General features: G+C 75.6%; 10 protein-coding genes. 4 read left to right on the plus strand and 6 right to left on the minus strand.

Translation table 11 applies throughout. The features are described 5' to 3' along the window. Positions 1–38 precede the first annotated feature (38 nt). A complete protein-coding gene (locus tag FHN55_RS00905; protein ID WP_139709842.1) occupies positions 39–1,376 on the minus strand; it encodes a TRAP transporter large permease subunit in 1,338 nt (445 codons plus the stop codon). Further along, a complete protein-coding gene (locus tag FHN55_RS00910) occupies positions 1,376–2,767 on the minus strand; it encodes an NAD(P)-binding domain-containing protein (RefSeq protein ID WP_139709844.1) in 1,392 nt (463 codons plus the stop codon). The genes FHN55_RS00905 and FHN55_RS00910 overlap by 1 nt, the downstream gene beginning before the upstream one ends. 315 nt (positions 2,768–3,082) lie before the next feature. Here FHN55_RS00910 and FHN55_RS00915 point away from each other — a divergent pair, with 315 nt between their 5' ends. Beyond that, positions 3,083–3,478, plus strand: coding sequence for a dihydrofolate reductase family protein (locus tag FHN55_RS00915; RefSeq protein WP_180357552.1), 396 nt, complete (start codon positions 3,083–3,085; stop codon positions 3,476–3,478). Between the two features lie 23 nt (positions 3,479–3,501). On the opposite strand, the gene FHN55_RS00920 is transcribed toward FHN55_RS00915, so the two are convergent. Both FHN55_RS00920 and FHN55_RS00925 read right to left on the minus strand, forming a co-directional pair. After that, on the minus strand, positions 3,502–3,849 hold the full coding sequence (locus FHN55_RS00920; RefSeq protein WP_257570598.1) for a cupin domain-containing protein: 348 nt from the start codon (positions 3,847–3,849) through the stop codon (positions 3,502–3,504). Next, positions 3,846–5,297 carry an FAD-binding oxidoreductase gene (locus FHN55_RS00925; protein WP_139709848.1) on the minus strand — a complete coding sequence of 484 codons (1,452 nt, stop codon included), beginning with the start codon at positions 5,295–5,297 and terminating at the stop codon, positions 3,846–3,848. Before FHN55_RS00925 ends, FHN55_RS00920 begins: the two co-directional genes overlap by 4 nt. A gap of 309 nt (positions 5,298–5,606) precedes the next feature. On the opposite strand from FHN55_RS00925, the gene FHN55_RS00930 reads away from it, so the two are divergent. From FHN55_RS00930 to FHN55_RS00940, 3 genes are all read left to right on the plus strand, one after another. Continuing rightward, complete coding sequence (locus tag FHN55_RS00930; protein ID WP_139709850.1) at positions 5,607–7,436, plus strand: HNH endonuclease signature motif containing protein; 1,830 nt, start codon at positions 5,607–5,609, stop codon at positions 7,434–7,436. 73 nt (positions 7,437–7,509) lie between these two features. After that, positions 7,510–8,037, plus strand: coding sequence for a hypothetical protein (locus FHN55_RS00935; protein WP_139709852.1), 528 nt, complete (start codon positions 7,510–7,512; stop codon positions 8,035–8,037). Positions 8,038–8,276: 239 nt separating this feature from the next. After that, positions 8,277–9,314, plus strand: coding sequence for a hypothetical protein (locus FHN55_RS00940; RefSeq protein ID WP_139709854.1), 1,038 nt, complete (start codon positions 8,277–8,279; stop codon positions 9,312–9,314). Between the two features lie 22 nt (positions 9,315–9,336). Here FHN55_RS00940 and FHN55_RS24040 read toward each other — a convergent pair whose 3' ends face one another. Both FHN55_RS24040 and FHN55_RS00950 read right to left on the minus strand, forming a co-directional pair. Further along, positions 9,337–11,043 carry a GGDEF domain-containing protein gene (locus tag FHN55_RS24040; protein ID WP_139709856.1) on the minus strand — a complete coding sequence of 569 codons (1,707 nt, stop codon included), beginning with the start codon at positions 11,041–11,043 and terminating at the stop codon, positions 9,337–9,339. A 170-nt stretch (positions 11,044–11,213) separates the two neighbouring features. Further along, positions 11,214–11,891, minus strand: a complete 678-nt coding sequence (locus FHN55_RS00950) for a TetR/AcrR family transcriptional regulator (protein WP_218974237.1) — start codon at positions 11,889–11,891, stop codon at positions 11,214–11,216. Between the last annotated feature and the right edge of the window lie 57 nt (positions 11,892–11,948).

Raw genomic sequence — 11,948 nt, forward strand, 5'->3', positions numbered from 1 at the left:
CGAGCGGGTGAGGGGTTCCGGACGGCCCTGCACGGGGCTCAGACGGGCAGCACCCCGAGGGCGATGAACACGCCGATCGCGAGGATCGGCAGGCAGAAGTAGCCGATGAGCGGCTTGAAGGTGCGGACCGGGTCGACCCCGGCGATGCCGCTGGCCACGTAGATCGGCGCTGCGGACGGCGGTGAGGCGCCCTCGGTGGAGGCGAACACGAGCACCGCGGAGGCGGCCACCGGAGCGGGCACACCAGCACCCACGAGGGTGGCGACGGCGACCGGGCCGATCGCGGCCATGGTCGCCGAGCCGGTGAGGGGGATGGCGACGGCCACGACGAGGACGCCGACCGCGATCGCGAGGATCCACAGCGGAGCGTCCAGCAGGCTCAGCAGGCTCGTCAGCTGCGCGGGGAGGCCGAGCTCCGCGAGCGCCTCCGAGGCGGCGAAGGCGCCGACGATGGTGACGCCGATGACACCGACCCGGGGAGCGCTGTCGCCGAGCAGGCCCCACCACTGGGAGGCGCGCTTCGGCAGCGCGGACCGGCCCAGGAAGGCGACGAGCGCGACGAGCAGCACGGGGATCCACACCACGAGGCTCACCGCGTCGGCGACCTCGGTGCCGGTCCAGTCGTCGAGCGCCCGGCCCGTGGGACCGAGGGTCAGCAGCAGCGGCACGGCGATGGCCGCGAGCAGCAGCAGCGAGGTCCACCCCACGCTGATGCTCTGCCGGGCGGGCACGAGGTCGGCGGGGTCCATCGCCTGGATGCCGTGGCGCCGCACGATGACGAAGGCGGCCACCAGGCGGTACAGCAGGCACCACAGGCCGGCGACGAGCAGCGGGACGACGATCTCCTCGGCGTCCATGAGCTGGCTCACGCCGGCCGAGCCGATGAGGATGAACATGGTCCCGCTGAACGGGAACGTGATGCCCATGCCCGCGCACCCCGCCACCACGGTGGCGGACATCGCCGGGGACACCCCGGAGCGCTTCATCCACGGGATGGTGATGGACCCGACCGCCGCGGTGACGGCGGCGCCGATGTGGGCGATGGAGGCGAAGGCGCCGCCGCCGAGGATGCTCGTGTAGACGGGCCCGCCGCGCACGCGCCCCAGCAGCGAGTTGAGGATGTCGATGAGCCGCATGAGCAGGGGCGTCTGGCCCATGACGTGGCTGGCGACGACGAAGGCGATGGCCGCGTAGGTGACCTGCTCCTGCATCGCCTCGGTGACGGAGTGCGCGAGGACCGGCAGGAAGCCGGTGCCGGCGAAGGCCGCGGTGACGAGCAGGCCGACGACCATGGCCTCGCCGATGTTCCGCTTGAAGACCGCGTTCCAGACGATGATCGAGGTGATGTAGGCGCCGAGCGCCCAGATGGCGAGCATCAGGCCCTCACCGCCTGCGCCGTCTGGTGCAGCGAGGTGCGGCGCCCCTGGGAGAGCTCAGCACGGCGGCGCTCCTCGTGGGCCTGGATGCGCTGGGCCTCGGCGAGCACGCGCTCGGCCTCGGCGGCGGGCACCACGGCCACGCCGTCACCGTCCCCGACGACCAGGTCGCCGGCGTTGACGACGACACCGCCGACGCCGACCGGGCGGCCGACCCAGCCCGGGCCGTTCTTGTAGGGACCGGCCGGCGAGGAGCCGATGGCCCAGACGGGGAAGCCCATCTCCTGCAGGACGTCGACGTCGCGGACGGCCCCGTCGATGACCATCCCGCGCACGCCGGCGGAGAGCGCCTTCTCGGCGAGGAGCTCGCCCATGAGGGCGCGGTCGGCGTCGGCCTGGCCGTCCACGACGAGGACGTCCCCCGGGCGCGCCCGGTCGAGGGCGAGGTTGATGCCGACGTTCTCGCCCTTGCGGCAGAAGACGGGCAGTGCGCGGCCGACGACGCGCGCGCCGGGCCAGGTGGCGCGGATGCGCCCGGCCAGGACGCCGCTGCGGCCCATCGCGTCGCCGACGTTCGCGACCGGCACCTCGGCGTAGGCGCGCAGGAGCTCCTCCTCGAGTCGGTGCTCGTCGCGGGCGACGCCGCGGTGCAGGTCGGCGCTCGCCGCGGTCATGGTGGCGGTGAGACCGAGGTCGCGGAGCATGGCAGCAGCGTCGTCGCACTCGTGGCTGCGGCGCAGCCCGTGCTTGACGGTGCCCGACGCGAGCCGGTCCATCCACGCGGTGCCACCGCTGAGCTGGGCGGCGACCTGCTCGCGCACCCAGTCGCCGTCGCCGGCCGCCTCACCGGCGGCGAGGGCCTCGACGATGATGGCGCCGAGCCCCTTCATGAAGACGCTGCGCAGCAGCTTGCGCTGGGCGGCCGCACCGGCGGGACCGTCGAGCACCTCCACCGGCGCCCCCAGGGCCCCGAAGCGCGCCGCCGCGGCGGCCGCGCCGGTGCCGGCCAGCACCAGGGCCGTCCGGGCGCCGCCCTCGGGCACCGACCCGACCACGGCGACGTCGGCGAACAGCACCCCCGCGCGCTGCGCCACCAGGTCTGACAGCTCGCGCTTCAGCTGAGGGGCCGCCGAGTTCATCTCGGCGAAGACCGCCCCGGGGCGCAGGTGCGGCAGCGCCTGCTCCAGCACGGACCGGGCGTGGCGGGCCCCCGTGAGACCGAGCACGAGGTCGGCGCCACCCACCGCCTCGGCCACCGAGTCGCGGCGGTCGACGCCGTGCGGGGTCGGGACGCCAGCGGGGTCGAACCCGGTGACGGTCTCGCCCGCTTCGACGAGGCCCCGGGCGTACAGGGTTCCGGCCTCACCGAGGCCGAGCAGAGCCACGCTCATGCGACTACTCCTTCGTAGTTCCACTGTGTGGAATAGACATCCACTGAGTGGTACGAGTGTGCGCAGCGTCACCTCGGCCCGTCAACCCCCGGCCGACGGCGGGGCCGAGGGACCGCGCTGGCGCTGCAGGGTCGGGGGCGTGGAGCGTCGCGTGGACCTCGCCGTCGGCCAGCGCGACCACCTGCCCAGACGACCGACGAGTCCAGGCGCCGCCGGAGGTCTGCTCGCACGAGACCCGACTCCGAGCTCCACGCCTTCTCCGACGACCAGGAGCGCCAGCTCGGCTCGCACCTGCACGGGCGGCGGCTCTTCGAGGTGGTGCGCTACCGGGTGACGGCGCTGGACCTGCCCGGCAGGCCTGTGGTCGAGCTCGAGCACGCCCGCACCTGGCAGGCCGCCGACGAGGTCGTGCACTCGCGCTCACTGGCGACCGTGGACACGGCCCGGACGGAGCTGGTCGCCGACCCCGACGCCGACGACGTGCGCCGACGCGAGGAGCAGGCCGACCGCGACCTCAGCACCGGCGGCGCCGAGCTGGCCGCGGCGGCGCTGCGCGCCGGGCTGGCGGACGAGGTCGGGCTGGTCATCCACCCCGTCGTGGTCGGCGGCGGCACCCGGGCGCTGCCGCTCGACGTGCGACTGGACCTCGCTCTGCTCGAGGAGAGGCGCCTGTCAGCGGGCGCGGTCCACCTGCGCCACCGGGTGCGCTGACGACCCGACCTCGCCACGACCCGTCAGGGCAGCTGCACGTACAGCTTGCGCAGCGGCTCGTGCACGGTCCACGTCGTGCGGTCGCCGGCCCGCAGGCGCACGACGGACCCGGCGGTCAGCTCGAGCAGCTCGTCGTCGTCCTGGCTGCTGACGGTGACGGTGGCGCGACCGGACAGGACGACGAAGACCTCGTCGGCCTCGGTGTCGCGCGCTGCGCCCGGCGTCATCTCCCACAGACCGACCTCGACACCCGCCGGTGCGGCGAGCTCGAGGTACCGGGCGGTGGGCGCGCCGGCCACGACCTCCTCCCCCGCTGGCAGCGCGTCGGGCAGCGCAGCGGAGAGCGCGTCAGCGCACAGCAGCCGGCTCACGAGTCGAAGCCGAGGCCCGCGGCGTCGAGCGCCTTGAGGAAGAGGTTGCGCTGGCCCTGTCGGTGGTCGGCGCGGTCCAGCGAGGCCTTGGTCAGCGCCACGCCCACCGCCGTCGCCGGCTCCGGGGGGAAGGGCAGCGGCTTGCGCCGCACCACCTCCAGCTGCGTGCGCTCGGTCTCGGTGCCGGCGAGCAGGTCCAGCAGCACCTCCGCGGCGAAGCGCGTGGCCCCCACCCCGAGGCCGGTGAACCCGCGGGCGTACGCGAGGTCGCCCCCGCGGGCGGTGCCGTAGTAGGCGGCGAACCGGGTGCAGGTGTCGATGGCCCCGGCCCAGCGGTGGCTGAAGCGCACGTCCTCCAGCTGCGGGAACATCGTGAAGAAGTGGCTGGCGAGGCGCTCGTAGCTGGCGGGGCGGTCCTCGTAGCGGCTGCTGACGCGGCCCCCGGCGTGGTGGATGGCGTCGTAGCCGCCGAACAGCACCCGGTCATCGGCCGACAGCCGGATGTAGTGGAACTGGTTCGCGAGGTCCGTCAGGCCCTGGCGGTGCTCCCAGCCCACGGCGCGCTTCTGCTCCGCCGTCAGCGGCTCGGTCATGAGCACGTAGTCGTACACCGGCACGGTCATGAGGCGGTCTCGGCGCAGGAGCGAGGGGAAGACCCCCGTGGCCAGCACCACCTGCTGCGCGGTGACGGCGGCACGGGCGGTGCGGACCACCTGCGGCCCACTCCTGGCGCCCGACCTCTCGACGGCGGTGACGGCGGAGTGCTCGAAGATCCGCACGCCCAGCTCGCGGGCGGCCCGGGCCAGCTCACGGGCCAGGCGGGCGGGCTGGAGCAGGGCGACGTCGTCCCGGTCCCACCGCCCGGCCAGGAAGATCGGTGAGTCGATCTCGGCGCGGGTCGCTGCGGCGTCGAGGACGTCGTGGTGCCCGCCTTCGGAGAGCCCTTCTGACAGCCCCTCGGACAGCCACGGCACCTGGTGCGGTTCGACGGCGACGGCGAGGCTGCCGGTGCGCTCGAAGTGGCAGTCCAGGCCGAGCTCGTCGACGTCGCGCGCGAGGGCGTCGAGGTTCTCCCGCCCCAGGCGGTGCAGCTGCTCGTACTCGGAGGGCCAGCGGTTGCGGCCGTTCTCCTCACCGTGGGTGATGCTGGCCTCGCAGAAGCCGCCGTTGCGGCCCGAGGCGGCCCACCCGACGGTCTCGGCCTCCAGGACGACGACGCTGCGGCCGGGGTCGCGCCGCTTCGCCAGCACGGCGGTCCACAGGCCGAGGTAGCCACCGCCGACCACGACGAGGTCAGCGGTGGCACCGGAGGTCAGCTGCTCGGCAGAGGGGGTCGGCGGCGCCTCGTCGAGCCAGAACACGCGCTGCTCGCTGCCCGCCAGGGCCTCGCTCACGAGGGCGGGGTCGGGCGTGGAGCGCTCCCACACCGTCGGGGTCGCGGCCACCATGCCGGGATGCTGCCACAGGTGACGGCGCGTCCGGCAGCCCCTGACTGCGGATCCGCCAGGTGCGGGCGCCGTCCGCAACCGCTTCCACCGCCGGATGCGTGATGCAGGTGTTGTATCCGCAGTCGCAGCGCGGGGTGCAGGAGGCTGGCCCGCCGGGGCTGCGAGGACGCACCGGACCGCGGTGATCACCCGGCCACGCGGCGTGAGACCCGCGCACGAGGATGAACCTCGAGTTGCACAGATCAACCCCCTGTGCAGGGCCGTTGCACGCGCGTTCGACTGTCGGTGGCCACCCCTAGCGTGATCCACATGACCTGGACGGCCGCCGAGACGCCCCACGAGGGCGACCCCGGAGCGGCTGCCGGTCTGGGCGGCGGCGAGCAGTGGGTCGCCGAGCCCCTGGCTCCCGGCGCCCTCGGCGCCGGGCCCACCCCTGAGGTCCACGACGACGGCGGCGAGCCCGCCGCCGAGCTGCCCCCGCTGCCGCTGACCGGTCCGCTGGCCGACGCGCTGCTCGCCGCGCGCGCCGCCCTGGACGCCGCCGCAGCCGCCGCCTCCTACCTGGCCTCCGTGGGCGTCCACCAGCGGGTGCAGGCGCTGCGCCAGAGCGCTCGCGCCCGTGACGTCCTCGACGCGACCCTGCTGCGCCTCACCGCCAGCTTCACCCCCGAGGACCTCGACGCCGTCGGGGCGACCTCCCCCACCGACCTCCTCCTCACCCACACGGGCGCGGACGCCCGCCGCGCGAGCAGCGAGGCCCACCTCGCCAGGGCCCTCACCGCCCCGACCGGCCCCCTGCGGGTGCCACCGCCCGACCCAGCCGGACCCGAGGGCGCCGCCTGCACGCCGACCGACGACGAGACGGACCAGGACCGCGCGGAGGCTGCACCCGACGGTGGCAGCGCCTCCCCTCTGGTCCGGGGGGAAGGCCTGGGACGCGTCGGTGAGCAGCACGCCGCCGGGAGGATCTCCACCGACGTCGCCTCCCTGGCCCGGCGCACCCTGGACTCCCTGCCCCGCCGCATCCAGCGCGCTCATGCCGCCGAGGCCGACCACCTGCTGGCCACCACGCTGCCCGGCCTGACCCACGCCCAGGCCGCGATCGCCTGCGAGGTGCTCGCGCAGAAGCTGGACCCCTCCCGCGCCGATCGCGGCTTCGACCCCGACGCCATCGACAAGCGCTACGTGCACCTCACCACCCACGAGGACGGCTCCGTCGACGTCCGGGGCCACCTGGACGCCGTCACCGGGGCCGAGCTCAAGGCGGCCATCGACCACTACGCCAAGCCCGACCCCACCGTGACCGCTCCTCCGGCCGACCAGAGCCGGCAGGGGTCTCTGGGCACCGGCACCGGCGCCGACGGCCAGGGCGCTGCAGGCGTCCGCCGCGGACGCGCAGGCGTCGCGGTGCGCGATGAGCGGACCGCGCCCCAGCGCCGCGCCGACGCCCTGGGCCTGCTCGCCCGACTGGGGCGCACCTCCGACGAGACCCGCGGCGGAGAGCCGCCGCGCATCATCGTCACCGCCACCGCCGACCAGCTCACCGGCGTCCCCGGTTCGGGGCGGGCCACCTGCGAGACCACCCGCCGCACGCTCAGCACCAGCCAGCTCCAGCACCTCGCATGCACGGCGCTCCTGCACACCGTGACCCTCTCCTGCCAGGGACCGACCGCCGCCGCGCTGGCGCTGGGCCGCAGCGTGCGCCTGTTCAGCGGGGCCCAGCGCCGCGCGATGCTGGCCCGGGACGGCGGCTGCGTTGTCCCCGGCTGCACCGCGCCGCCCGGGTGGCTGGAGGCCCACCACACGCACGAGTGGGCTGCCGGCGGCCCCACCGACGTCGACGCCGGGGTGCTCCTGTGCGGGCGTCACCACGTCCTCGTCACCGTCGGGGTGTGGGCCGTGCGCATGGTCGACGGGGCGCCCCAGGTGCGGCCACCCGCCAGCATCGACCCGTTGCAGCGCTGGCTGCTCAACCCCCGCCGGGCCCTCGAGCACACCGCCGCCACGCGCGCTGAGCAGCTGCTCCTGGCCACCGACCCCGAACTGCGACGACGAGCCGGCGCGGGCCGCCAGGAGCCCGGGGCGGGGCAGGACCCACCTCCTGACATCCCCTCGACGCACAGCACCTGCCACTGCTGACGCGAGCCACCCCGGCTGACCGCCTGCCCACCACCGGCTGAGGGACGGGCTGGGGGCGGGAAGGATCAGGGGCGTGCCGTCGACCGAGCGCCCCGTCCACGCCGACCTCGACCTCGAACGCGTGCGCAGCCGCGTCAGCGCCTACGTGTACGGCAACGTGCTCGTCCTCGCGGCCGTGGTGGGCTGCGCCCCGGAGTCGGTGCGCAGCGGGCGCGCCGTCGTCATCGTCCTCGCGACCATGGTGACGACCTACCTCGCGCACGTGGTGGCCCACCGGATCGGTGAGAGCGTCGGCCGCCGCCAGGAGGAGGCGAGGCTGCACCTGCGCGCCGAGCTGCGCGATGCCCTCCCCATCGTCACCTCCGGCGTGCTGCCGGCGCTGGTGCTGCTGGTGGCGTCGCTGGTGGGCTCGGAGGGGACGGCGGGTGCCGTCGCTCAGCTGGTGGCGGCGCTGGTTCCGGTGGTCAGGCTCGCCGGGACGGGGTCAGTGACAGCACGGATGGCGGCCGGAGGCCCCTCCCGCAGCGCGTTCTGGAGCGCAGTCGGGCTGGCGGTGGCCGGGTCGCTGATCGCCGTCGTCAAGGTCCTGCTGACGCACTGACCGGCGGGCTCGTCGGTGGCGCGCGCGGCCGGCGGGCGCAGGACGACGCGCTCCGCCAGCACCAGCAGGAAGATCAGCACCGCCATGCCCGCCACCGCTGCGGCGATGAGCTCCAGGGCGTGCTCGACGTCCGTGGTCACAGGCCACCTCCTACTTCCTGGGTCGTAGCCGGTGCGACTCTCCGGGGACGCGCCGGTGATCGCATCCGGAGGGGTCCCCGTCGGCCCTGGCCTGCGCGCGTGGAGCCTGACGACCAGCGGCGCGGCTCGTGGGTCGGGTGGGCGTTCGCCCTGGCAGCGGTGGTGTGCCTGGTCGCCGCGGCCAACTCCTGGCACGTCGCGCGGTCGTTCGCCTCGAGCGACCCCGGCGGCTGGATGGCCCAGCACACGCAGGACCGGGCGGTCTTCTGGCTCACGTGGGCGGGCGTCGCCGCACTGGCCGCCGGGGTGGTCTGGGCGGTCGGCCGCTGGAGCCAGCGCGCGGCGCCACCCGCGCTGGACGGCACGACCGAGGACGGCGGTGCGCCGACGGCGAGCAGCGCCACGGCCGGGAGCGTCGTCGTCGAGGTCCCGCCGAGCACCCGCCTGGACTGGAAGGTGCCCACCTCCCCGCGGCCGCTGCACTGGACCGACCGGCTGCGGTGGGTGCTCGGCGTCGGCTGGGTGGCGCTGCTGGTCAGCGGGGTGGCGGCGGGTGCACGGGTCAGCACCTTCGACGAGGTCCGCTCCGCCGTCGCCTCCGGTGAGGTGCGCGAGGTGACCGTGGCCGGACGGCCCCCCTCCGGCGGTGGCTGGGCGGAGCAGGAGGTCACCTGGCGGGAGGGCGTGGCGCGGCACCGCGCAGTGGTGACCGCGTCGAGCACCTCCGACGGCTCGACGGGCTCCGGCGGCGCGCCCGACCTGCAGCGCGACGCTGCCGACGTCCTGCTCGACGCCCAGCCGGCACTGGTGGTGCACCGATCAGAGCTCCCGCGCTCCGGCTCGGCGTCCTTCCTCGGCTGGTACCTGCCGGCGCCGCAGGTCCTCGGCCCGCTGCACCTGGCCGGCGCGCTCGTGCTCCTCTTCCTCGTCCTCAACGTCCCGCCGACGTGGCGGCTCACGCGGTGGGCGTGGTTCTGGATCGGGTGCACCCCGGTCGGTGCGGTCCTGTTCGCGCTGTTCGCCGGCCCGACACCGGGGCTGCCGCGGCCGCGCCACCCCGAGGTGCGGATCGGTGGCGTCATCGCCTTCGTCGTGTCCCTCGTCGCCGGCGGGCTGCTGCACTGGGGCTCTCCCTGACCGGCGTCCGGGCCGGGCGGGGTCAGCGGGTCCGCTCGGCCCGGCGGCTGCGGGCGGCGTGGTGGCGCCGCTTGGCCGCGTACATGCGGTGGTCCGCCTCGCGCAGCAGGTCGTGCGCGTCGACGCGGCCGCTCGGAGACGCCGCCACGTCGCTGGACGCGACGGTCCCGACGCTCGCGGACACCTGGTCCAGCACGCTCGCGGCGTCGCCGGCCCCACGGAGCCTGTCGGTCCCACGGGGCCGGTCGGTGTCAGCGGTGAACGGCACCGACATCGCGCACCGGAGGCGGTCGCGCAGCTCAGACGCCGCGCGGGTGCCGTCGGCGGCCGGGCCGGCGTCCTCGACGAGGACGGCGAACTCGTCCCCACCCAGGCGCGCGACCACGTCACCGGAGCGCACGGCCTCGCGCAGCCGCCGCGACGCGGCCACCAGCAGGGCATCGCCCGCGGCGTGCCCGCAGGCGTCGTTGACGGCCTTGAAGCCGTCGAGGTCGCAGAACGCCACCACCACCGAGCGGCCGCGGTCGACGGCGGAGTCGAGGGCCTCCTGCAGCGCACCGGTGAACGCGGTGCGGTTGGCCAGCCCGGTGAGCTGGTCGGTGTAGGCGAGGTGCGCCAGCGCCGCCGACCGGTCCCGCAGCTCGCGGTTCAGCCGGCCGTTCTCCAGCACCACCAGCGCCTGGCGCAGCACGAGCACCGTGGTCAGCACCAGCGTGCTCGCCAGCTCCACCAGCCCCAGCTGACGGCGGGTGCTCTCCACGAGCACCGCGGCCACCGCGACGAGCAGCGGCAGGTACGGCAGCACCGCCAGCGGCCCGCGCAGGCGCGGACGGGCCCGGGCGGGGCCGTCGCCGTCCTCCACCACCGCTGCGGCGACGAAGGCGACCAGCGCCAGGACGTAGCCCACGGAGATCCACCCGCCGGGCGTGAAGGAGCCGGAGCGCACCAGCAGCAGGAAGGTCACCTGGCAGACGGCCATCAGCACGCTGCCCGCCGCCAGGAGCACCACCGAGGGCGTCTGGCGGCACCGCACGGCCAGCGCCATCGAGGCCGTGACGATGACGACGGCGCCCACCACCGTGCCGGCGGTGAAGACGACCACGGCCAGCGGCACGTCCCCGCTGGCCAGGGCGGCCCCGAGCACTCCCAGCCAGCTGAGCACGAACAGCCCGCCGCCGGCGAGCAGCCCGTCCAGGAGGGTGCGCAGGCGGGACGTCGACGGGTGGACGGCGCGCACCGCCAGCACCACCGCCACCGGTGCGAGCACCGAGGCCGCCAGGTAGCAGGCGATCGTGCCGGGGTCGCGCCGCGGGTCCGCTGCCGTCAGCAGCTCGAGCGCGGCGAAGCGCCCCTGCGCGGCCGCGTAGAAGGCCATCGCCGCGGAGAACACCACCCACGGGACGGTGCGGCGGCGCCCACCACCGGAGCGCGCCGTGCGCAGGGAGCGGCGCACGAAGAGCACCAGCACGGCGACGCTGAGGGCGGCGAGCAGCAGGTCCACCACGGCCTGTCCCACGACGGGGGGCACACCCAGACGCGCGCGGAGCGGGCCCACGGCCGCCATGAGCAGCGCCGCAGCGCCGGCCAGCCAGGTGAGGGGCAGCAGCCGGCGCCACGGCCCGCGCTGCTCCGGGACCCCCGGGCCGTCCGGGGCGCCCGAGGGCTCCGTGGGGCTCGGCGGTCCCTGGGGGCCCGGGCGCTGTCGGTCGGTCAGGCGTCGGTGGTGCACACGGAGATCATCGGCCGGGCCCCGGGCCGCCTGGAGGTCCCGCGTGCGGCAGACCCCCGTCCACCGGGGCAGCGGACGGGCCAGCGGACGGGCCAGCGGACGGGATGGGGCGCCGGACCGGTGCCGGCGTCCCCGACACCGGGGCGCTGGAGGTCGACCGCGCTGGCCCGCTAGCCCTCCAGCGGGCGCCCGGAGGCCTGGAGCCGCAGGCCGGCGAGCAGCAGGTCGAGCCCGGCGAGGAACTGGTCGCGGTCGTCGTGGACGGCGAACTCCTCCACCACGTGCTGGACGAAGGGGTACTCCTCGGGGTCGAGGGCGCGCCACTGCGCGACGAACTCCGCCAGGACGTCCTGAGAGGCCGCGGCGTCCGCACCCCCGCTGCGGCCAGCCCCCTCCACCGGAGGGCGGTGGCCGTGGTCAGCCGCGATGCCCGTGACGTAGCCGAGGACCGCCGAGACCGCGTGGAAGGTCTGCCGGGGCTGCAGGTGCAGGCGCATCACCTGCTGGCCCAGGCGCTCGAACAGGCGCAGGGCGTGGGGCTGCAGGTCGACGTCGCGCAGGAAGTAGGCCCCCAGCCACGGCCGTGCGGCCAGGGCGTCGAAGAAGGCCACGGCGATGGCCCGCACGTCGTCGACGGGGTCCGGTGCAGCGGTGCAGCCCTCGGTCGCGGCGAGCACGCCGGCCACCACGTGGTCGCTGGCGCGGGCGACCAGCTCGTCCTTGCTGGAGACGTACCAGTAGATGCTGCCGACCCCGCCACCCAGCCGGGCGGCCAGCGCGCGGAAGGTCAGCGCCCCCTCGCCCGCCTCGTCGAGCAGCGCGACCGCCTCCGAGACCACGGCCTCCATCGAGTGGGAGGCGCGCTGCCGCGGGCCACGGGGGCTGCGAGAGGTGGTCCGGGCGTC

Origin of the sequence: Streptomyces sp. NP160, from assembly GCF_006335115.1 — a bacterium.
GTDB lineage: Bacteria > Actinomycetota > Actinomycetes > Actinomycetales > Quadrisphaeraceae > Quadrisphaera.

What these genes read in the sequence shown, in the direction of transcription:
- FHN55_RS00905 (WP_139709842.1), bottom strand. Translation starts at nt 1,376, where the DNA reads ATGCTCGCCATCTGGGCGCTCGGCGCCTACATCACCTCGATCATCGTC.
- FHN55_RS00910 (WP_139709844.1), bottom strand. Translation starts at nt 2,767, where the DNA reads ATGAGCGTGGCTCTGCTCGGCCTCGGTGAGGCCGGAACCCTGTACGCC.
- FHN55_RS00925 (WP_139709848.1), bottom strand. Translation starts at nt 5,297, where the DNA reads ATGGTGGCCGCGACCCCGACGGTGTGGGAGCGCTCCACGCCCGACCCC.
- FHN55_RS00930 (WP_139709850.1), top strand. Translation starts at nt 5,607, where the DNA reads ATGACCTGGACGGCCGCCGAGACGCCCCACGAGGGCGACCCCGGAGCG.
- FHN55_RS00950 (WP_218974237.1), bottom strand. Translation starts at nt 11,891, where the DNA reads ATGGAGGCCGTGGTCTCGGAGGCGGTCGCGCTGCTCGACGAGGCGGGC.